General features: G+C 62.4%; 15 protein-coding genes and 1 pseudogene. 12 read left to right on the forward strand and 4 right to left on the reverse strand.

Annotated features, from left to right (window positions below; translation table 11 throughout):
• Window positions 1–990, reverse strand: a 990-nt coding sequence (locus IRZ24_RS04715) for a LacI family DNA-binding transcriptional regulator (RefSeq protein WP_297160799.1), incomplete at its 3' end; no start/stop codon positions are given.
• A 376-nt stretch (window positions 991–1,366) separates the two neighbouring features.
• On the opposite strand from IRZ24_RS04715, the gene IRZ24_RS04720 reads away from it, so the two are divergent.
• The 4 genes from IRZ24_RS04720 (at window position 1,367) to mgtA (ending at window position 7,319) form a co-directional block, all read left to right on the forward strand.
• The gene (locus tag IRZ24_RS04720; protein WP_297160800.1) at window positions 1,367–2,119 is read left to right on the forward strand and encodes a DUF2291 family protein; all 753 of its coding nucleotides are present in this window, start codon (window positions 1,367–1,369) and stop codon (window positions 2,117–2,119) included.
• On the forward strand, window positions 2,116–3,780 hold the full coding sequence (locus IRZ24_RS04725) for a sugar ABC transporter ATP-binding protein (RefSeq protein WP_297160801.1): 1,665 nt from the start codon (window positions 2,116–2,118) through the stop codon (window positions 3,778–3,780). Before IRZ24_RS04720 ends, IRZ24_RS04725 begins: the two co-directional genes overlap by 4 nt.
• A gap of 109 nt (window positions 3,781–3,889) precedes the next feature.
• Window positions 3,890–4,777, forward strand: coding sequence for an ABC transporter permease (locus IRZ24_RS04730; RefSeq protein ID WP_297160802.1), 888 nt, complete (start codon window positions 3,890–3,892; stop codon window positions 4,775–4,777).
• Window positions 4,719–7,319, forward strand: a complete 2,601-nt coding sequence (gene mgtA / locus IRZ24_RS04735; RefSeq protein ID WP_297160803.1) for a magnesium-translocating P-type ATPase — start codon at window positions 4,719–4,721, stop codon at window positions 7,317–7,319. The genes IRZ24_RS04730 and mgtA overlap by 59 nt, the downstream gene beginning before the upstream one ends.
• 162 nt (window positions 7,320–7,481) lie before the next feature.
• Here the strand turns inward: mgtA and IRZ24_RS04740 are convergent, their stop codons facing one another.
• Entirely contained in the window at window positions 7,482–7,754 is a 273-nt protein-coding gene (locus IRZ24_RS04740; protein ID WP_297160804.1) for an SHOCT domain-containing protein, read from the reverse strand.
• 330 nt (window positions 7,755–8,084) lie between these two features.
• Here IRZ24_RS04740 and IRZ24_RS04745 point away from each other — a divergent pair, with 330 nt between their 5' ends.
• On the forward strand, window positions 8,085–10,892 hold the full coding sequence (locus IRZ24_RS04745; protein WP_297160805.1) for a bifunctional acetate--CoA ligase family protein/GNAT family N-acetyltransferase: 2,808 nt from the start codon (window positions 8,085–8,087) through the stop codon (window positions 10,890–10,892).
• 138 nt (window positions 10,893–11,030) lie between these two features.
• Here IRZ24_RS04745 and IRZ24_RS04750 read toward each other — a convergent pair whose 3' ends face one another.
• Window positions 11,031–12,056, reverse strand: a complete 1,026-nt coding sequence (locus IRZ24_RS04750; RefSeq protein WP_297160806.1) for a universal stress protein — start codon at window positions 12,054–12,056, stop codon at window positions 11,031–11,033.
• 419 nt (window positions 12,057–12,475) lie between these two features.
• Here IRZ24_RS04750 and IRZ24_RS04755 point away from each other — a divergent pair, with 419 nt between their 5' ends.
• From IRZ24_RS04755 to IRZ24_RS04780, 6 genes and pseudogenes are all read left to right on the forward strand, one after another.
• Window positions 12,476–13,618 carry a hypothetical protein gene (locus tag IRZ24_RS04755; RefSeq protein ID WP_297160807.1) on the forward strand — a complete coding sequence of 381 codons (1,143 nt, stop codon included), beginning with the start codon at window positions 12,476–12,478 and terminating at the stop codon, window positions 13,616–13,618.
• Between the two features lie 61 nt (window positions 13,619–13,679).
• Window positions 13,680–15,968 carry a molybdopterin oxidoreductase family protein gene (locus IRZ24_RS04760; protein ID WP_297160808.1) on the forward strand — a complete coding sequence of 763 codons (2,289 nt, stop codon included), beginning with the start codon at window positions 13,680–13,682 and terminating at the stop codon, window positions 15,966–15,968.
• A 73-nt stretch (window positions 15,969–16,041) separates the two neighbouring features.
• Window positions 16,042–16,464 (forward strand): annotated as a pseudogene (locus tag IRZ24_RS19750) (4Fe-4S dicluster domain-containing protein); the annotation flags it as partial.
• A gap of 385 nt (window positions 16,465–16,849) precedes the next feature.
• Window positions 16,850–17,404, forward strand: a complete 555-nt coding sequence (locus IRZ24_RS04770) for a Rieske 2Fe-2S domain-containing protein (protein ID WP_297160810.1) — start codon at window positions 16,850–16,852, stop codon at window positions 17,402–17,404.
• The gene (locus IRZ24_RS04775; protein ID WP_297160811.1) at window positions 17,401–17,757 is read left to right on the forward strand and encodes a hypothetical protein; all 357 of its coding nucleotides are present in this window, start codon (window positions 17,401–17,403) and stop codon (window positions 17,755–17,757) included. Before IRZ24_RS04770 ends, IRZ24_RS04775 begins: the two co-directional genes overlap by 4 nt.
• A 216-nt stretch (window positions 17,758–17,973) precedes the next feature.
• Entirely contained in the window at window positions 17,974–19,083 is a 1,110-nt protein-coding gene (locus IRZ24_RS04780; protein WP_297160812.1) for a tellurite resistance/C4-dicarboxylate transporter family protein, read from the forward strand.
• Here IRZ24_RS04780 and IRZ24_RS04785 read toward each other — a convergent pair.
• Complete coding sequence (locus IRZ24_RS04785; RefSeq protein WP_297160813.1) at window positions 19,057–19,743, reverse strand: hypothetical protein; 687 nt, start codon at window positions 19,741–19,743, stop codon at window positions 19,057–19,059. The genes IRZ24_RS04780 and IRZ24_RS04785 overlap by 27 nt on opposite strands.
• 98 nt (window positions 19,744–19,841) lie before the next feature.
• Here IRZ24_RS04785 and IRZ24_RS04790 point away from each other — a divergent pair, with 98 nt between their 5' ends.
• Complete coding sequence (locus IRZ24_RS04790) at window positions 19,842–20,189, forward strand: hypothetical protein (RefSeq protein ID WP_297160814.1); 348 nt, start codon at window positions 19,842–19,844, stop codon at window positions 20,187–20,189.
• Window positions 20,190–21,262: the final 1,073 nt, after the last annotated feature.

Raw genomic sequence — 21,262 nt, forward strand, 5'->3', positions numbered from 1 at the left:
GTCACGGACACGTAGAGAGGGAGTGAGAACAATCTCTTGACGGGTCAGAACTCCTGCAGAGGATGTCTGCAAGCGCTGAAGGAGCCGCAAAGCGGCGGTACTGCCAAGCTCATAGACGGGTTGGGCAACAGTCGTGAGAGAGACGGTTTTGAGGTGAGCCCAGGGAGTATCATCGAAACTTACCAGGGCAAGGTCATCAGGAATGCGCAGGCCCCGCTCCTGTAGCACATCGAGCGCCCCGATTGCGATCAGATTGTTTCCTAGAAAGAGTGCTTCAGGAGGTTCATCTAGAGCAAGCAACTCACGGGTTTGGATTTGGCCGGTGCTTTCTTTGAAAGGACCGGTGCGAACCAGACGGCTATCATAGGAGAGCCCGGCTTCTTCTAGTGCACGACGGTATCCTTCGAGCCGCTCTCGCCCCGTAGTTGTTGAGAGTGGCCCTGTAATAATTCCAATTCGGCGATAGCCATTGCTAATCAAGTGCAAAACGGCTTCCCGTGCGCCCCGGATATTATCCACTAAAACCGCATCGACATCCTCATCCCTCACGCGGCGATCGACAGCAACGACAGGAATACGATGCTTGTGGAAGAGACTTATAGCTGGTTGGTGTTCGCGAGTCGGTACCAAGATAGCTCCCGCTACTCGCTCAGCACAGAGCACCTCGATATATTGTCGTTCTTTCTGGGGATCTTCATCAGAGTTACAGAGGATAACGCTGTAACCGCGTTCATGAGCAATGTCTTCTACACCACGAACCAATGCAGTGAAGAAGGGATTCTGAATATTGGTAATGAGTAGCCCCAGGATACGCGAGCGGTTCCCTCTCAATACTCTAGCAGCTCGGCTAGGCTGATAATTCAGTTCTTGAGCTGCTGCTCGTACTCGCTCCGCTATCACGGGGTTCACAAACCGGGTGCCATTGAACACACGAGAAACGGTCGAGATAGACACACCGGCGCGCTTTGCCACATCTTCGATAGTCGCCATCGTCCTTGCCCTGCCTTTGCTTTATAGCATCTCTTGGGAAAACCTTTTCTTGGAACAAGACTCCATTATAGAGCAGAGGAAAAGGTTTTCTGATCTCAGAAATCAAGTCTGAGTGCTTTTGCAGAGAAAATATATCCCTATGAAGGTCGCCTGTCAAGCTCTTTCGCCATTGATCTCCTCCCTTGACAAAGGCATCTGTAACAGACTTTCCTTTAAGGGAAGGCTGTGAAAACCTTTTCAGCTTACCTTATTCAGTGTCAGTATTTTTGTGAAAACCTTTTCTCAGCAGACTTTGGGCTGCTTGCCGCATGGCAGAACCCTCGTACTTGCGTTCGGCCTCCGAATAGAAGCAAGCATCTAAAAAGGAAAAATGAACATGAGGCACCTTAGAAAGGGTTACTCTCACCTTTCTACTTTGGGAAGACAAAGAGGCGCGAGTGCTTACCTATGTGGGCCTTGCGTAGGAGGACAGGCACCCTATTGGAAGTTGAGCGGGCTGGCCTTATGCGTCTGTCTGCTTCTGTCGGCCTGCAGCCTGTACACGGTGCGCCCGCTGAATGCCCCCGCCAGCAACGCGACCGGGAGCGGCAGCTCCCAGACCTTTGATCCTGAGACCTACGTCCAGCAGATCTGGGCCAGTCGCGTGGTGCCGACCGTGGTCCAGCAGGCCCACGACGCCAGGGAGGTGCTGGCGGCTCTGAAGGCCAACCGGCAGGCGGCCCAGCAGCGCTATGGCCACCAGGAGGGGGATGGTCCCTACACCTTCATGGTGAAGGGCCTGGGGCGCGTCGTCAGCGTCAATACCACCTCGCGCAATGGCACGCTCGGCCTTGATCTGCCGCCCTACGATGGCCAGGCGGACCTCTTCTTGCAGATCGGGCCGGTCATTCTGGGCACGGCCATCCGTGACGGGGTGGGCTTCATCCACTTCAGCCAGTTCGTCAACCAGATTCAGTATGCCCAGGTGGCTGACGCCCTCAACGCGCGGGCGGTTCAGGTGGCGCAAAGCATCCATCCGACCCAGCTCAAGGGCAAGCTCATCCAGTTCTACGGAGTCTTTGCCCTGACCGATCCGCAGATCATCTTGGTGGCTCCGGTCAAACTCGAGGTGGAGGGTTCCGGCTCATGACGGCACCTGACATCGTCCTGCGGGCCGAAGGTATTACCAAGATCTACGGTGGCACCGTTGCCCTCGACAACGTGGACTTCAACGTTTACCGGGGCAAGGTCAACGTACTGATTGGCGAAAACGGGGCGGGCAAATCGACCTTAATGAAGATCATCGCCGGGGCGGAGACCGCCACCCGTGGCCGCCTGCTCTTGGAAGGGCAGCCAGTGCAGTTCAAGTCGCCGCGTGAGGCGGCGCGGGCTGGTATCGGCATCATCTATCAGGAGCTGAACCTCTTTCCGAATCTGAGCGTGGCAGAAAACATCTTTCTCGACCAGGAAGCCCTCGGTCGTCACGGCATTCTGGTCGATCGGCGCCGCCAGCAAGCCGAGGCCCGGCGCCTGCTGCAGCGGCTGGAGCAGCCTCTTGATCCCCAGGAGTTGGTGGGCCATCTGCGCCTCGGGCAGCAGCAGATTGTCGAAATCGCCAAGGCGCTGGCCCGTGACGTGCGCATTCTCATCATGGATGAGCCGACCTCGGCCCTGACCACTGCCGAGGTCGAGATCCTCTTCCGCGTCATCCGCGAGCTGAAGGCGCAGGGGGTCTCGATCATCTACATCTCGCACAAGCTAGAGGAGCTACTGCGCATCGGCGACTACGTGACGGTGTTGCGCGACAGCCACCGCATTGCCGAGGCGCCTGTGAGCGCGATCGACGTCAACTGGCTTGTCGAGCAGATGATTGGGCGCAGCGTCAGCGAGACCTACGTGCATCAGGAGCGCACGCCGGGCCAGGAGCTGCTGCGGGTGGAGCATCTGAGGTTGCCACGGCCTGGCGGGGGGCTGCTGCTCGACGATATCTCGTTCCAGGTGCGTGCTGGCGAGATTGTGGCCCTCTATGGGCTGCTGGGAGCGGGCCGGACCGAGCTGCTGGAGTGCCTGATGGGACTGCATCCTGAAGCCAGTGGCTCTCTGTGGATCGCGGGCCAGCGCCTGCGCGGGCGCCATGTCAGCGAACGCATCGCTGAGGGGCTGGTGCTCGTGCCAGAGGATCGGCAGCGCGAGGGACTCGTGCCCACGCTCTCGGTGGCCCAGAACATAGTCCTGGCAAGCCTGCGCCGCTATCTGAGCGGCCCGGTCCTCTCGCGCAAGAAGGAGCTGGCAGCAGTGCGCCGCCTGATGGGAGAGCTAGGGATCAAAGCTCCCTCGCCCCAGACCCTGATCGAGGCGCTCAGCGGTGGCAACCAGCAGAAAGTGGTCGTTGCCCGCGGCCTGCTGACCGAGCCACGGGTCATGCTGCTGGATGAGCCCACTCGCGGCATCGACATTGGGGCCAAGGCCGATCTGTTCCGTCTCATGAACCGCCTGGCCAGCGAGGGACTCGGCATCCTGTTTGTCTCCTCCGAGCTACGCGAGGTTATGAGCGTCGCCGACCGCATCCTGGTGCTGGCGCGCGGACGGCTGACTGGCGAATTTCGCCGTGAGGAAGCCAGCGAGGAGGCTCTGGTAGCCGCCGCCTCAGCTGGCCAGGAGCCGGCCACGGCGGCCACCAGAGACGAGCAGGCCGCCCACAGCCCGGTGCAATCGGGAGCAGCGGACCCTGTGGACAGGCAGACCCAGGCCCCGGCGCCTGCGGCATCTGCATCGGAAGAGCGGCGCCATCAGACGCGCCCACGAGCCTAGAAGAGGGAGATCATGCGCAATCCGTCATCTGTGACCAGCCGCGAGCCAGCGGCCCGTCGCAGCTTCGCGCTGCAGCGACGACACATTCAGACCATTCTCTTTCAAGTTCGTGCGCTTTGTAGCGCTCATCATCCTGGTGGTGATTTTCTCGATCCTCTCGCCCGACTTTCTGACCCTCAACGACCTGACCATTGTGGCCGAGCACGTCTCGATCAATGCCCTGCTGGCCATCGGGCAGTCGTTCGTCATCCTGACGGCGGGCATCGATCTCTCGGTCGGCTCGATTGTTGGTCTGACGGCGATGGTGGCCGGCTACCTGATCAGCCAGGGGCTGCCACTGCCCATGTTTGGCGTGGTGGTCTACTTCAACGCCTGGGTGGTGATCCTGATCGGCCTGCTGGTGGGGATCGTCCTCGGGCTCGTCAATGGGCTGGTCATCACGCGCCTGAGTGTGGCCCCCTTCATCGCCACCCTGGGCATGCTCTATGCCGCCCGCGGCCTGGCCTTGCTGACCTCTAACGGGGCGACCTTCCCCGACCTGGGAGGCGATCCCTCCCTGGGGAACACGGGCTTCCCCTTCCTGGGGACGGGGAACATCCTGGGGGTGCCGATGCCGATCTGGCTGATGATCCTCTTTGGCCTGGTCGCCTCCTTTGTGGCCAGTCGCACCCCCTTCGGGCGCCAGGTCTATGCCATCGGCGGCAACGAGCGGGCGGCGCAGCTGTCGGGCATTCGAGTCAACCGCGTCAAGCTGCTGGTCTATGTGATCTCCGGCTTCTGCGCGGCCATGACAGGGCTGGTGATTGCCTCCCAGCTGCAAGCGGCCCAGCCGGCGACGGGCGAGAGCTATGAATTGAATGCCATCGCGGCGGTGGTGTTGGGCGGGACCTCGCTCTTCGGAGGACGAGGGACGATCCTGGGCAGCATCATCGGCGCGTTTGTGTCTACCGCCCTCCTCCCACAGGGAGCCGATCACGACCACGATAGCCGCCGTTAGTCCACGCTACAGCCAATCGCTCAGCCAGCTACTGACCGAAGTGCGCTCCTCAGAGCAAGGACTGACTGAGGAAGAAGCGCGCCGCCGCTTGCGCCAATTCGGCCCCAACGAGGTTGCCGCTGAACGGACCAGCTCGGGCGTGGCCCAGCTCGTACGGCTCTTCCTCAACCCATTAGTCGCCGTCTTGCTGCTGGCGAGCCTGGTCTCCGCCTTACTCGGCGAGCTAACCAACGCTCTCATCATTGCGATTATCGTCTTCCTGAGCCTGGTGCTGAACTTCTTGCAGAGCTATCGCTCTCAGCGGGCCGTCGAGCGCCTGCGTTCGTCTGTCGCCCCTGTGGCTCACGTCTTGCGCGATGGCCGATGGCAAGATCTCCCTCGCCGGCTGCTGGTTCCCGGCGATGTCATTCGCTTGGCCGCCGGCGACCTGGTGCCAGCAGATGCTCGTCTGATTGACGCCCTGGATCTCCATGTACAGCAGGCCGCGCTTACAGGTGAGTCGCTGCCGGTCGCTAAACGGGCCGAGGAGACAGCAACCACGCTGGCCCATCCCGTCGAAGCCCCCAACTGGGTCTTCCTCGGCACCTCCGTGGTGAGTGGCAGCGCCCTTGCCCTTGTGGTAGCCACAGGCCCACGGACAGCCTTCGGGGATGTGGCCATTCGTCTGGCTCAGCGCCCACCTGAGACCGAGTTTGAGCGTGGACTCCGCCGCTTCAGCTTCCTCATTCTGGAAACGGTCTTCTTTTTAACGCTCTTTGTGTTTCTCACCGGTGTCCTTCTGCATCACCCGCTTTTCGAGTCCGTACTCTTCGCTCTGGCTCTGGCCGTTGGGCTAACACCCGAGTTTCTGCCGATGATCGTCACTATTACCCTGGGACAGGGAGCCGTGCGCATGGCCAGGCGCAAGGTCATCGTCAAGCATTTGGAGGCGATCCAGAACTTTGGCAGCATTGATATCCTGTGCACGGATAAAACCGGTACCCTGACCCGAGGAGAGATGACGCTGCAAGAGGCCTGTGATCTCCGGGGGCAGGCCTCCGAGCGTACTCTCTTCTTCGCTTACCTCAACAGCGCCCTCCAGACCGGTTTCAACAGCCCGCTTGATCAAGCGATCCAGCGCAGTGGCGCGTACTCGCTGGCCGCCTATCGCAAGTGCGGCGAGATCCCCTTTGATTTTGAGCGGCGCCGCCTCTCCGTCATCGTCGAGCAGACCAACACCGCCAGGCGGCTCCTCATTGTCAAAGGGGCTCCCGAGCATATCCTTCCGCTCTGCACTGGCTGCGAGCTGGATGGTGTAGCCCAGCCGCTGACAGCCGCCCTGCGAGGTCAGGCTGAGGCACTCCATCAGCGCTTCAGCCAGGAAGGACTGCGCGTGCTCGCCGTGGCCTATCGCGAGCTGCCTCAGCAGGAGCGCTATGGCCAGGCGGAAGAGCAGGGCCTGATCTTGTTGGGATTGCTGACCTTTGTCGATCCACCCCAGGCCGGCGTCGCTGAGGCCATTGCCGCCCTGGCGCGGGACGGGGTCCAGGTCAAGATCGTCACAGGCGATAACGAGCTGGTGGCATGCCATATCTGCCGCCAGGTAGGACTGGATCCAGCGCGCGTGCTGGTAGGCAGCCAGCTAGAGCGTATGAGCGATACCGCCTTGCTCGGCGCGGTGGAGCACGTCACGCTCTTCGCCCGGGTCTCGCCTGCGCAGAAAAGTCGCATTTTGCTGGCCCTCAAACGCCGTGGCCATGTCGTGGGCTTCCTGGGCGATGGCATCAATGATGCGCCCTCGCTGCATGCGGCAGATGTAGGGATCTCGGTCGCCGGTGCCGTCGACATCGCCAGAGAGGCCGCCAGCATTCTCCTCCTGGAGCAGAGCCTGCAGGTGCTCCATGCCGGCATTCTGGAGGGGCGCAGGGCCTTCGGCAACGTGATGAAATATCTCCTTATGGGTACCAGCTCCAACTTTGGGAACGTCTTCAGCATGGCCGGGGCCTTTCTCCTCCTGCCTTTTCTGCCGATGCTGCCGGCCCAGATTCTGCTCAATAACTTTCTCTACGACCTGGCGCAGGTCACCATTCCCACCGACCACGTCGATGCCAGCCTGATGCTCAAGCCGCAACGCTGGAACATCGGCCTGATCCGCAACTTCATGCTGCTGGTCGGTCCTATCAGTTCGCTCTACGATTTCTTGACCTTTTTCGTCATGCTCGCGGTCTTTCATGCCTCCGAGGCCCTCTTTCACACCGGCTGGTTCATCGAGTCCCTGGCGACGCAGACCCTGGTGATCTTCGTGATCCGTACCGCTGGTCATCCGCTGCGCAGCCGTCCCAGCCTGCCATTGACGCTCACCACCCTGGCAGTGGTCGGCTGCGGGCTGCTGCTGCCCTGGACGCCGCTGGCCGCTCCACTGGGCTTTGTGCCGTTGCCCGCCGGCTACTTTCTCTTCCTGGCAGTTGCCACCCTGACCTACCTGGCACTGGTCGAGCTGGTGAAGGGGCGCCTGTTGCCAACCGGCCAGCAAGCCGGCCTATCGGGTCAGGCGCAACCGTGAGCAGCGTCGGCGGCTCCCGACCAGAATCAAGCGCCGTCAGCTCTCAGTCAGAAGGCAGCGATGGAACCTTCTGCAGAGCTGACGGTGGTGCACGGACGGACCAGCCACATGCAGTGTGCCGGACAAGATGCCTGTCCGATAGAGGTCTGCGCTTCTCCGGGATCATGGCCGGCTCTCTTCCGAAGAGCACAGGCGGGCTAGCATTGCGTCAAAGGTCGCGGCATCGATTTCTCCGCGCGCGTAGCGCTCCTGTAGAATCTGCAAGGGAGAGCGATTCGGCCCCGAGGGATACAGGCGAGGCGGTCCCTCTGAGAACCAGCCTTTCCCTCTGGCCAGACGAACCAGGGCCCAGGCCAGGGCCGCCAGCAAGATCGGCCCGAGAACGGCCCCGAGCCACATCCACAGCACGCCTCCGCAGCCAAAGCCCCACATCATCAGGATCACCTCATTTCTTGAGCGTTTCCTCTCCTTGAGCAAGCCAGGCACACTCGTTGCCTTGCTTCAAACACTATGATCCACTCCCACACTCTCGATCTGTTCACAACGCCGCCCAATTGACCCACAGTGACCTCACAGGACGCCGGGGCGAGATGGAGAGAAGCATGCAGCGCGGTGTCCTTGCTCTTCGGGCAGCCCGTCGTGATGGATCTGAGAGGAGGGCGGCCAGGTAAGAGAGCAGATCGTGAGTCGGACACGCTAGGCTGGTGATCAAGACCAACAGGATACACGTACGCTCTCAATATGTTGAAGAAAGGAGCCACCACGATGCCCCAGCCCCAACCCGCGCCCAGGGGGTCGGCAGCGCAGAAGGGGCAGCCGACCACGCTCTTTGACCTGCCCCTTTCGCACCCCCTGCGTGTCTTCTTCGCGCCTCGCAGTATCGCCGTCGTTGGAGCCACTGAGCGCCCGGGCAGCGTCGGGCGAGCTGTGCTCGCGAATCTGACCACTGCTCCTTTTAGCGGCTCCGTCTTTCCGGTCAACCTCCACCGCTCCAGTGTGCTCGGCAGACGCGCCTACCCGCGCGTCACGGATCTTCCAGAGCCGGTGGAGCTGGCCGTGATTGCCACGCCAGCGGAGACCGTTCCCGCTGTGATCGCCGATTGTGTGGCCGCCGGGACCGAAGGGGCGATCATTCTCTCCGCTGGTTTTCGCGAGCGAGGGCCAGCCGGCCAGGCACTGGAGCGCCAGGTTCTCGAAAAGGCGCGGCGGGGCGGACTGCGGCTTCTGGGACCCAACTGCCTGGGCCTGATGAATCCGCGCATCGGGCTGAATGCGACCTTCGCCAGCGGGATGGCCCTGCCGGGACAGATCGCCTTCCTGAGCCAGAGCGGGGCCTTATGCAGTGCCATTCTCGATTGGAGCCTGCAGGAGCACATCGGCTTCAGCGCCTTTGTCTCGGTAGGGTCGATGCTCGATCTGGGCTGGGGGGAGTTGCTCGACTACCTGGGGGATGATCCACATACCGGCTGCATTCTCCTCTATCTGGAGACCGTGGGCGACGCCCGGGCCTTCCTCTCCGCGGCCCGGGCCGTGGCACGGCGCAAACCCGTGATCCTCCTGAAAGGGGGACAGACTCCCGAGGCCATACAAGCTGCCATCTCCCATACGGGTGCCCTTGCCGTGAGCCAGGAGATCTTCGAGGCAGCCTGCAGCCGCTGCGGCCTGCTGCAGGTGGAGAGCATCGACGAGCTGTTCGCGATGGCAGAGGTGCTGGCGCGGCAGCCACGCCCCCAGGGACCACACTTCACTATCGTGACCAATGCGGGCGGTGCCGGAGTACTGGCAGCCGATGCTCTGGCGAAGGCCGGCGGGGCGCTGACCCCGCTCTCCTCGGAGACACGGGCCGCCCTCGACGCGCTGCTTCCTCCCTACTGGAGTCGCCAGAACCCGGTAGACATCCTGGGAGATGCCGATCCCGAACGCTATGCCCAGGCCATCGCCATCCTCTCTCGTGAGCCGGCCAGCGATGGCTTGCTCGTCATCCTGACTCCCCAGGCCATGAGCGACCCCACCCGTACCGCCGAGCGCGTAGCTGAGGCCGTGGCAGGCAACACCCGGCCCGTGCTGGCAAGCTGGATGGGAGGCAGCAGTGTGGCAGCCGGCCACGAGATTCTGACACGAGCCGGCATCCCGACATTTGCCTCCCCGGATACGGCAGCCCGCGCTTTCTGCGCCATGTGGCGAGCCAGCAGACATCTGCAGAGCCTCTACGAGACGCCCAGTGTGGTGGATGATCCCGAGGAGAGCGCCAGTCGGCGCGCGCAGGTGGCCAGCGTGCTGACTGCAGCCCGCCAGGCCGGGCACACGCTGCTCAGCGAGCCGGAGGCGAAGGCGGTGCTCCAGGCCTACGACATCCCGACCGTCGAGACTCGCGTCGCGCTCAGCGAAGACGAGGCCGTCCAGCAGGCGGAGCAGCTCGGCTATCCAGTGGTTCTGAAGCTGCTCTCGCCAACCATCACCCACAAAAGCCGTATTGGAGGTGTCCGCCTTGCCTTGCGCACGGCTGAGGACGTGCGGCAGGCCTATCGAGCCATTGCCGAGGCCGCAGAGCGCCAGGCGGGAGCCGGGCAAATGCAGGGGGTCACGGTGCAGCCGATGATTACGCTGGAGGGCTACGAGCTGATCGTGGGCAGCTTCTGCGACCCGCAGTTTGGACCAGTCCTGCTCTTTGGCAGCGGCGGGCGCCTGGTTGAGGTGCAACGCGATACCGCCCTGGCGCTGCCTCCACTGACCACAACGCTGGCGCGGCGTCTGCTGGAGCGCACGCGCATCTTCGCCGCCCTCCAGCACGGTGCCTCCGGCTTACCGTCAGTCGATCTGGCGACGCTCGAGCGCCTGCTGGTGCGCTTCAGTCTGCTCGTGGTCGAGCAGCCGCTCATCAGGGAGTGCGATATCAACCCTGTGCTGGCAGCGGGCGGTCATCTGCTGGCACTCGATGCCCGAATCGTGCTGCATTCACCCGATGTGCCCGAAACAGCGCTGCCGCGCCCGGCGATTCGTCCCTACCCGAGTCACTACATCGGAAGCTGGCAGCTCCCTGATGGCACACCGGTGACGATCCGCCCGATTCGCCCGGAAGACGAGCCGTTGATGGTGCGCTTCCACGAGCGGCTCTCAGAGCGCAGTGTCTATCTGCGCTGGCTGCATGTCCTTGGCCTGAGTCAACGCATTGCCCATGAGCGGCTGGTGGATCGCTGCTTCATCGACTATGATCGCGAGATGGCCCTGGTGGTCATCTCGCGGGAGGAGGCGTCGGGCACTGGCACAGAGACGCTCCTGGGCATTGGACGTCTGATTAAGCTGCCCGGGGGAGAGGAGGCCGAGTTTGCCTTGCTGATCGCCGATCAGGTGCAAGGGCAAGGACTGGGAACGGAGCTGTTGCGGCGCTTGATGGAGATCGCCCGGCAGGAGGGCCTGCAACGCTTGCAGGGCCGCATGCTGCCGGAGAACCAGGCCATGCTGCGGATCTGCCGCAAGCTTGGCTTTCAGCTGACCTACCATCCCGAGGAGCAGCTGATGCAGGCAACCTTCTTGTTGCGAGAAGGGAGCGAGCTGATCAAGGGACACCCGTGAGAGAAGGAAGGGAGCGCAAGAGAGCCACCAGCACATCGGCCTCGCCGCGCCTGGGCGAACCTGCGTGCAGGTCCCCTCGGGCCTGTAGCCGTGGCTGGTGACTCCCTTGCTCCGGTTGTGGTCCCCGACTGGCGACCCTCAGTCAAGGTCGTCCTGCAGCGTGCCCCAAGGCGTGCACGGGGTCTCTTCGATTCCCCGGGGGCGAACGACCAGCAGCGGCAGGCGGGTCCGTTCCAGCACCCGCTCGGTCACGCTCCCCAGGAGCCAGCGGTTCAGGCCCTCTCTGCCGTGGGTCGACATGGCCAGCAGATCACAGCCTCCGGGCAGAGGCGTGTCTACAAGGTCCTGGCCATGCTCTACGACATCGAGAATCGTCTGCGCCACATCAGAGCCAACATGCACCGACCAGGTCAGCTCAAGCTGCAGGCCAGAGACCTTTGAGGCCACCAGCCCGGCGCGGATCTGCTCCACGGTGTGAGCCAAATAGCGACGGGCCCGGGCCAGTCGTCGCTCGCGCTCACGTCTGGCAGCCTCATCCTCCGCCTCTTCGTCGACCTCCACGACGGCCAGCAGGTGGAGGGCGACTGGCGCCGGTGTGGCCAGGGCGTGCACCAGCGCCGCGGCGGGTTCCAGGGCAGCCTTAGCGTGGACAGACCCATCGAGCGGTACCACGGCCCGAAGAGGGCGTTCATAGCCTGGTTGCGGACCGGCCAGCATCTCGTCGTGAGAACGGAGCACCAGCATAGGGAGAGATGCGTGACGAATCAGCTTGAGCGCCACACTGCCCAGCGCCCAGCGCTGCAGACCACGGTAGCCATGACTGCAGAGCACCAGGAGGTCGGCGCTGACCTCTGGCACGAGACGCAGCAGCTGATCCGCGGGGAGCCCCGACCGCACAATTTTTTCTGTGGGCACATCGCGGAGAACCGGAAGAGCGGCGACCCGCTGCAGATAGGCCTCTGCCGCTTCCGTAGCACTCTCCAGCCATGAGCGCATCGTCGCTGGATCAAGCGCGGTTGGGGCCCAGAGCAGTGCGGTACCAGGCTGCACGATGCGCGCTAGAATCAGGCGGCCTCTGCTGGCGCGTGCCAGCCGGGCTGCCAACGGGAGGGCCCACTCTGCGCGCGGCGAGCCATCCAGCGGGACAAGAATACGTTGAAACATCCATGACCTCCTGTTTCTCACGTGGAGCTGCTGAGCAGAGGCCAGCTCGCTCAACTCAGCACATCACCTTTTACCGGCAGTATGGCAGGGCGGGCACACCGCCTGCTCTCAATGGAGCGAGCTGGACTCACAGCACGATCACAGCGCTTTCCGGCTGGTGATGGTCGCGCTTTACCTTTGTCTTGAAAGGCGAAGAGAGGTGCTCGGCGCCAGGACGCTAACTGTGAGGAGAGCGTGACCTGTTCCTTCGCGCACAGACCCGAGCAGCGTGTTATAGTTGTCTTATAGAGGGAAGAACGCCCAGCTCGCTCGCAGCTCAGCCGGACGATAGAGAGCGGCTCTTTCGTTCGTTGTCGCTCTCGCGCTGGCTCGAGTGTCTCTGGAACAGGCAGCAAGGCAAGAGAAGAAAGGAGACTGTCGTGAGTCAGGCAGCTACTCAGCAGCAGCGTCTCCCGGAGCCTGCCCACTCTCGGACCACTGTGAATCGCCCTCGTGTTCAGCTGGGATTGCGCACCCGTTGCATCCTTTATGGGATGCTGGCCGCTGCCGTCTTGACCGGCCTGATCGCCCTTGGGTCGCGCGGCTTTCACTGGTTCGATGCGGCACTGATCGGCTACGTTGTGGCCACGATCTTCGCGGTGGCCGCCGTGACCTACAAATACAGCTTCTGGCTGGCTCGTCCCCCAACCGGACGCTATTGGAGGCGCAGCTGGCGGCTCTTTTTCTCCTATGAGAACTTCAGACGCTACACGACGCTCATTCCTCTGGCGATTCTAGATCTATTCTCTCAACAATTTATCCGCCGCCGTGGCCTCTATCGCTGGATCATGCACCAATGTATCTTCTGGGGCGTACTGCTGTCTTGCTGTATCACCTTCCCCCTGACCTTCGGCTGGATTCGCATGACGCTGACGCCGGCAGGCGAGCACCTGCTCTGGTTCTTCGGCTTCCCCCTCTTTGCTTTCCGCCCTGAGTCGGTCCTTGGATTCCTTATTTATCATGCGCTTGATATCACCGCCCTACTGCTGCTCGTCGGGCTGGTGCTGGCCTTCCATCGCCGCTTCCACGATCTGGCGCTCATCAGTATCCAGCGCTTCGGCTTCGACATTGTGCCCCTGGCGCTGCTGCTGGCCATTGTGGTCAGCGGGCTGGCTCTGACGGCTGATAGCGCCTGGCTGGGAGGCGCCTACTACTGGTATCTTTCCCTGGCCCATGAGGTGTTCGTTGTCCTGTGGTTGATCTCTCTGCCGTTTGGCAAATTCTTCCATCTGATCGAGCGCCCGGCCACGGTCGGGATCGAACTCTACTGGAAAACTGGCGAAAGGACGGCGATGCAGCGCTGCGCACGCTGCGGGGAAGAGTTTGCTCCGGCGCGCTTTATTGAGGATCTCAAGAAAACGCTGTTGGAGGTGGGGGAAGATTATACGCTGCGCCTTGACAGCTCCCCTCGAGGGCCGGAGCAGGCGCTGTGGTGGCAGGATCTTTGCCCCGCGTGCAAGCGGGTCGCCCGCGGTCAGGCAACCTTGGCCGCACTTGATCCCGAGGGCAACCGCTTCCTCTGAGGAGAGCAGAGCCACATCATTCTATCTCGTCCTTTGTCCAAGTTGAAGAGAGGAACAAGTCATGTCCGTCGATAAGAGTATCTTTCGGCGACGACAGCGCCAGAAAGAGACCTTTGACTTCCATGCGGCGACACCGGTACCCACAGCCTGGGAGACCAGCATCGAGGTAGAGCGCTACGTTCCCACTCACTGCTGTTTCTGTGGAGTGCAGTGCGGCATGTACCTGAAGGTCGCCAATGGCAAAGTGGTTGGCGTTGAGCCGCGCGAGGACTTCCCCCTCAATCATGGCATGCTCTGTCCCAAGGGGACCAATGCCTATCAGCTCGTGCACCATCCCGATCGGCTCACGCAACCGTTGATGCGGAAAAGAGGCAAGGAGAGCCCGTTAGAGCCTGTGGGCTGGGACGAGGCGCTTGATACCATCGTCCAGCGTTTCCAGGAGGTACAGCGCGCCTATGGTAAGGATGCGGTGGCAGTCTTCAGCGGTTCGACGATGACGAACGAGAAATGCTATCTGATGGGGAAATTCGCCCGGGTCGCTCTCGGGACCCGTCATATCGACTACAACGGGCGTCTGTGTATGTCCTCCGCCACCGGGGCCAACGAGCGCGCGCTGGGGATCGATCGGGCCGCCAATCCAATCAGCGACATGCTGCACGCCGACTGCATCTTCGTCATCGGTGCCAACGTTGGTGAGTGCTTCCCGATCGTCACCAGCTATCTCTGGCAGGCGCGCGATCGCGGCTGTAAGCTCATCGTGGCCGACCCGCGCCAGACGCCGATTGCCCGCACCGCAGATCTCTTCCTGCCACTGCGCCCCGGGACCGACTCGGCCCTGCTCAACGGCATGTTGCACGTCCTCATCAAGGAAGGTCTCATCGATGAGGACTTTATTCGCGAGCGCACCGTAGGCTGGGAGGAGGCCCGTGCGCTGGCGGAGCAGTATCCCCCAGAACGGGTTGCGCGCGTCTGTGGGCTGCGTCCGGAGGCAGTCGTCGAGGCGGCCCGTCTCTATGGGCAGGCGCACGCGGCCCTGATCTACACGGCTCGTGGACTGGAGCATCAGAGCAAGGGTGTTGATAATGGGCTGGCGGCGATCAATTTAGCCCTGGCCACTGGCAATTTTGGCCGACCAGGCGCAGGCTACAGCACCCTGACTGGTCAGGGCAATGGGCAAGGTGGCAGAGAAGTTGGTCAAAAGGCCACCCAATTGCCGGGTTGCCGGGAGATCGAAGACCCCGAAGATCGGGCCTACATCTGCTCGGTCTGGGGCATTCGCGAGGAGGAGCTGCCCCATGCCGGCTATCCAGCCACCTTGATGATCCCGGCAATGCTGCGGAAAGAGATTCGCGCCTGCCTGCTGATCTGCTCGAATCCTCTGGTGTCCCTACCCGATCTACATACCGCCGAGCGAGCCTTTCGCAGCCTGGACTTCTTTGTCGTCATCGATCCCTTCCTCTCAGAGACCGCCGAGCTGGCCGATGTGGTGCTGCCGGGCAATCTGTGGGCTGAAGAAGAGGGCACGACGACCTCGCTGGAAGGGCGGGTCATTAAATACAATCAGGCCGTTGACCCTCCTGCGGGACGCCAGGATTGGCAGACGATTTGTGAGCTAGCGCGGCGCCTTGGCAAGGGGCAATACTTCGCCTATCGCTCGCCCCGCGATATCTTTGATGAGCTGCGCCTCTGCACGCGCGGCGCCAGATCAGATTATTGGGGAATCACCTATGAGAAGATCGAAGAGCAGGGAGGCGTCTTCTGGCCCTGCCCCAGCGAGGATCATCCGGGGACGCCGCGCCTGTACGAGGAGCGCTTTGGCTTTCCCGATGGGCGCGCCCGCTTTCACGCTGTGCCCTACATTCCGCCGGCGGAGGAGCCAGACGAGACCTATCCCTTTGTCCTGACCACAGGGCGGGTTATCTACCATTACCTCTCGGGTAACCAGACGCGGCGCATTCCCTTCCTGCGCGAAATGGCCCCCTATCCCTGGGTCGAGCTGCACGAGCAGGCCGCTCAGCGTCTGGGCATTGCCGATGGGGACTGGGTGACGGTGCGTACACGCCGTGGTGAGATGACGGCGCCGGCCCTGGTCGTGCGCACGATTCGTCCGGACACGCTCTTTATTCCCTACCATTACGGTCACAGCCAGGCAGCCAACCAGCTTACCAACCCGGTGCTGGAGCCAATGATGAAGATCCCCGAGTTCAAGGTCTGCGCTGCCGCGCTTGAACGCGCCCCTGGGCCACCGGAGTGGGCGCGCTCCATCGATCAGGAGCAGCTGACCCAGGCACAACAGCGACGGCGCGAGCTGCCTGCCGCTGCCCGCCGTGCTGTACCGCAGCCGCGCTAGCGAAGGGAAATGGATAAGGAAGCAAGAGGGAAGGAGGAGAAGGAGCGTGCCGGAAACGGTCACCATCAAGCAGATGTTCCTTGATCCTTCGCGCTGCATCGGTTGCCGTTCCTGCGTGGCGGCCTGCCGTGAGTGCGACACCCATCGGGGCGAGAGCATGATCTACATCGACTACATTGAGCGCGCTAACACGGTGGCTTCCTCGCCAACCGTCTGTATGCATTGCGAGGACCCGCTGGCACCCTGTGCCCAGGTCTGTCCTGCCCAGGCCATCCTGGTGAGTCCCGATGGAGTGGTGCATCAAGCCGATGAGACGCGCTGCATCTACTGTCGCAACTGCGGTTACGCCTGTCCCTTTGGAGTGCCCAAGTTTGATATCCGCGGACACTACATGCGCAAATGTAATCTCTGCTATGACCGAACCAGTCAGGGCAAAGGGCCAATGTGCGCGATGGTCTGCCCGACCCAGGCCATCTTCTATGGCACCTACGAGGAGTGGCTGGCGGCAGGCCGGGGAGCGCAGGGAGCAAAGCCCGTTAATCTCTTCTATTTTGGAAGCCAGCGCGTGCGGACCCGCAACTACGTGGTGCTCACCGGAGATGACGAGGCTCTCGATCTGCTCGCACTCCTGGACGAGGCCTCGCTGGGCCTTGGACAGGAGGCTCCCGCGGCAACAGCGAGCCGCAACGCTGCTGACTGGGTGGACGCGCGGACAGCGGGCATCCCTGAACGGGCTGCACCCGCCCAGCCGTGGATGCCACGCGAGCCGGCCCCTGCTCCGGTACCAGCCAGTCCGGCAGGCCCTGCCTGAAGGGGTGCAGCCAGATAACCGGTCGGCCTGCCGACCGTGCCAGTAACGCAGACGGAAGGAGATTCTGCCTATGGAATCAGCAATGCATCGTTTTCGGGTCCGACGCCAGGATCAGCCCGGGTCGGCGCCTCACCCTTCTGAACCTGCCGCTGAATGGCGCCAGGAGTTCCCTTACGTCTGGAGCGAAGACGAAGTCGTGACGCGCCGAGATACGCTCTACTTCTTGCTCGCTGGCTCAGGGGCGCTCTGTCTGGCAACGGGCACGCTGGCGCTCATCGGCAAGCTTTCAGAAGGCAGTCCCAGGAAGATGGTGCCCGTCGCGCGCGTGGGCGAGCTGGCAGAGAATCGCTGGAAGGTCTTCGCCTACCCGGACGAGTACGCTCAGGGCATCCTTATCCATTTGCCAGGCAAGGGGCTGGTAGCCTACAGCGATGTCTGCACCCATCTCTCTTGCGCAGTGACCTACCAGCCGGAGAGCCAACGGCTCTACTGTCCCTGCCATGAGGGTCTCTTTGATGCCGCCACGGGCAACGTGCTGGCTGGACCACCCACTCGCCCGCTGCCGGTGATTGAGTTGGAGGAGCATCAGGGAACCATTTACGCCGTGAGGATGGTGCTGCGATGAGTCAGACAGTCAACAGCGGGACAGTCCCAGCCCGGCCCCTGCGTCGTTCGCTCGGGCCAGCGCGGGCCAATCCCGATGACCCGCCAGTTCAGCCGCCCCCGCGTGGTCGGTATGGTCCGCTCCCCGGTCCGCGCTATCTGGGCATTCCCGGGCGTGCAGCCATCGTTCAAGGACAGGTCCTACTCGTCGCACTCATTGTCATTGTGCAGCTGTGGCTGGTGACCGACGCGCTCTACGAGCTGCTCTCAGGGAGGACCAGCCTGCTGCCCTGGTTGGCGCTCGTCAGCTTGCTGGGCTTTGGGCTGGTCCTGCTGATCACGCTCTGGCCCCGCCGCCAGCTTGCGGAAGAATAGGGGCAAGCTGGGTGGCCGTTCTGCCTGCCTGTCTGTCTGGCAGAGTGAGGAAGGGAACGCCCGGACTGGTCTGAGCGAAGAAGGGCAGGCCAGCCCGGCGCCGTGCGTGGTGCAGCTCGGCGAGCGAGCAAGGAGCGTCCCCGGGCCACGCATGGGGTGAGTGACTGGCTGAGCATCAGCCAGGAAAGCAAGTGCACATGCGCAGAGGAGGATGCTGTGAAGAAACGGCCTCTGAGTGACTACCAGGCACATTGGTGGAACTGGGTCAGGCAGCTCTATCCTGGCTATTTTGCCTGTGTCATGGCGACGGGTATTGTCTCCATTGCGCTCCTCTTGAATCGGGCCGTGCTCGTGTCGGTGATCCTGGGCTGGCTTGGTGGTGGCCTCTTCCTCTTGCTGCTCGCTCTCTATCTCCTGCGGCTTGCGCGTTATCCCCGGGAGGTGCTCCAGGACGCCACCGATCCAGGCAAGCTTTTTGGCTATTTTACGGCGGTAGCAGCTCCGGGAGTGCTGGCCACCCGGGCCGCCTTGAACCACTGGGTGGGGCTGCCCGTACTGCTGATTGCTTTTGCTGCAGGAATCTGGTGCTTCCTGATCTACTGGGCTTTCGCCGTACTCCTCTTCCGCAATGAGCGGCCTCTGCATCAGGCTGTCAATGGAAGCTGGCTCATCAGCATTGTGGGGACCGAGTCACTGGCGATCAACTGGACAATACTGACTACCTTCTGGCCGGAGCGGGCCGCGGTGCTGCAACTGGTGGCTTATGCTTTCTGGACGCTAGGGGTCTTGCTCTATCTGATTTTCATCACCTTCATTGTCTATCGGTTCTCCTTTGGGAAGATCTTGCCCGCCGATCTGACGCCTCCCTACTGGATCAACATGGGGGCAATGGCCATCACCACCGTAGCCGGCATCCGCTTGTTACAGGCGCCCCATCCAGCGCCCCTGCTCGTCAGCGTCCAGCCTTACATCACCGGGTTCACCCTCATGATGTGGGCCTGGGGGACCTGGTGGCTGCCCTTGCTGGTCCTCATTGGGATATGGAAGTATGGGATCATGCGCCAGCCTCTGCGCTACGAGCCGGCACTTTGGAGCATCGTCTTTCCCCTGGGAATGTATGCGACAGCCCTGCACCTGCTCGGGCAGCTTCCGGGTATAGCCTTCTTTGAGGTAGTGGCAGCCCCTTTCACCTGGGTTGCGTTCAGTGCCTGGCTGCTGGTGATGGGAGGCTGGTTGTACTCGATTGGGCAGACGCTGAGCCGGCTGCGGGCGAGTTCCCAGGCGAGCGAGTCGCCACCGCTAACTGTTTCTGAACGCCAGGGGTAAGCCGGCAGGCGATTCTGCAGAGATCGGATGATTCGGATGGCGTGAGTCCAGCACCCACCGCTGTCTGATCGGCTCATCTCGCCCCTGGAACGAGAGCCGCTGTGTTCCAGTCAGATTTTCTCCCCAGACGGTCACTGGCTGCTGATAATGGGGACCAATCTCGCAGATGATTTTCCACCGCCAGCCGTAGGTGGGCTGGAAGAGGTCAGTGGGACTCCCGCTGTCCGCGAGCTCGTGGATCTGCAACGGCAAGGTGGCCCAGACGGACGAGATCCCCACGACTGGCACCAGATTCGGAAGCTGCCCTTGCGGGCCGCCAACAGGGCAGCGCGTCGGCATCGGCAGCAACGTCAGGCCAGTGGGCGCAGTGAAGGGCGAGGGTGAGGGCACAAGAGACGCCGCAGAGATGCTGGCGACTGGAGCAGCAACCGAGAGGACATGTGTCACCTGTGCCTGGAAGGGGGTTTCCTGCGGGGGCGTGACACAGGCCGCTCCACTCACTAACAGAGCCAGCAGCATTCCCAGCGTCAACCAGGCCCTCAGACCGAAGGCTGGACGCAGGTGTGGTGGGTGTTGGTGACCAATGGTGGTGTGCTCGCAGCGAACGGAGTCGCTTCCTATGATAGTTTCTCCTTCAATGGAACTGGTCAGCCAAGTCAACGCTGTGCTCAGAGAAAGCCCCCGGCTGAGAGCAGCTGCGCTACCAGCAGGCCTGCTCCCAGCAGGAGCAGCCAGCTGTCCAGGCGTTTCCAACGACTTTGGAGGAGCAGCAGATCGAAGTGGGCCTGGGGCGACGCTCCGGCCTGTCGGCTCGTAACGCGCAGCAATTCCGGGTCACCTCGATCGCCCTGGCCGCGCCATGCGCCAACCCAATCAGTGCGCCCAGCAGCCCTGCACCTGCCACCTGGCGACTGACGATGGAAAGTAGCAGTGGTAGAAACCATATCCCCGCGTCGGGATTGCGTGTGAATATTCCTGGTCCCAGCCAGAAGCCCCAGATCAACGAACGAACCCATGATCGCTGGCTCTTTACCCAGGAAACAGGGACTTGCCAGGAGGAGCCGGGCACAGGCAGCGGCATCCCGAGCACTTCTGCCAATCCATAGCTCAGCGCATACAGGAGTCCCAGCGACAGCAGGAAGGTCAAGGGCAGGATTTGTCCCCACCAGGGGAGACCGAACACGTCCCACAGACTGGCAGCAGGCACAGCGTAGGCAACCAAGATCCCAAGCCCCTGAAGAAGCGGCTCCATCCTCGTCCGGAGGATGATGAGGCAGCCACAGCCGCATTGATCTCTTAAGGAGGGGTGCGCTTGCCCGCGCCGACCAGGGCCGCCAGGCAGAGGCGGAACAGTCCTTCGACTGGCAGCAGCGGATCATGAGCTAACGCTCCCTTCCCCAGACCCAGCCCTCCTGGCAGGCATACCCAGGCCTGGTATGATCCGCACTGGTCGCCACTCCAACAGCAGTGCAAGTCTCATGACACACTCTCCCTTCCAGACAAACCTGCTCACTGGTCTGGGCAAGCTGGGCAATGGTGTTCCGATATATTCCCAAAGGGTCCGTCAGCATCCATTGCTCCTCATTCCAGTCCCTCATCGGGCTCGAGCGGCGTTCCGACCAGGCCCTGATTTCCAATCTCATTTGCAATCCCCGATGGGCAGCGTCGCTGATGCTGACAGTATCCCTCTACGAGAGCATCCGGAGCGGCCTCCGTCAAGCCGTCTCGATGCTCCCACCCAGGCGGTCAGGAGTGACCGCTTCCATGCAGTCATGAGGTCAGCCACGTCGGCCCTCAGACGGCCTGGAAAGCCCTTCGAGGATCGCTGCGTGGGCAGCCGGGTGCCGCGATCCTCGCCGCGACGCGCCTGGACAGCAAGAGCACTGAGCCACTCTCCTTGCAGGAAGAGCTGGCTGGAAGGAGGGCTGCAGCGTGGTCTCCCTGCAGTCCCGCGCCAGCAACGGGTTGGGTCCCATTCGCCTGGCGCTTACTCGGAACGGGTCCGGCGAGGGCCTTCCCCGAGCAAACGCCAGTCCCAGTCCCAGCCCTTTCTACGCCGGGCTGCGCACCCCTTCGTGCCCCTGCCAGCGGGCCGGCTCCGGCAGCAGGTGCAGTATCTCCTCACAGGCCTGAGCCAGCTCAGGATACTGCTCCGCCACCCCCCGTTGTTGCCAGTCCT

The sequence above is a fragment of the Thermogemmatispora sp. genome, assembly GCF_019683755.1.
GTDB lineage: Bacteria > Chloroflexota > Ktedonobacteria > Ktedonobacterales > Ktedonobacteraceae > Thermogemmatispora.

Excerpts from the sequence above, each read along its gene's own strand:
- IRZ24_RS04740 (WP_297160804.1), bottom strand. The coding sequence starts at position 7,754 with ATGATGTGGGGCTTTGGCTGCGGAGGCGTGCTGTGGATGTGGCTCGGG.
- IRZ24_RS04775 (WP_297160811.1), top strand. The coding sequence starts at position 17,401 with ATGAGTCAGACAGTCAACAGCGGGACAGTCCCAGCCCGGCCCCTGCGT.
- IRZ24_RS04760 (WP_297160808.1), top strand. The coding sequence starts at position 13,680 with ATGTCCGTCGATAAGAGTATCTTTCGGCGACGACAGCGCCAGAAAGAG.
- IRZ24_RS04750 (WP_297160806.1), bottom strand. The coding sequence starts at position 12,056 with ATGTTTCAACGTATTCTTGTCCCGCTGGATGGCTCGCCGCGCGCAGAG.
- IRZ24_RS04745 (WP_297160805.1), top strand. The coding sequence starts at position 8,085 with ATGCCCCAGCCCCAACCCGCGCCCAGGGGGTCGGCAGCGCAGAAGGGG.
- IRZ24_RS04770 (WP_297160810.1), top strand. The coding sequence starts at position 16,850 with ATGGAATCAGCAATGCATCGTTTTCGGGTCCGACGCCAGGATCAGCCC.
- IRZ24_RS04725 (WP_297160801.1), top strand. The coding sequence starts at position 2,116 with ATGACGGCACCTGACATCGTCCTGCGGGCCGAAGGTATTACCAAGATC.
- IRZ24_RS04720 (WP_297160800.1), top strand. The coding sequence starts at position 1,367 with ATGAGGCACCTTAGAAAGGGTTACTCTCACCTTTCTACTTTGGGAAGA.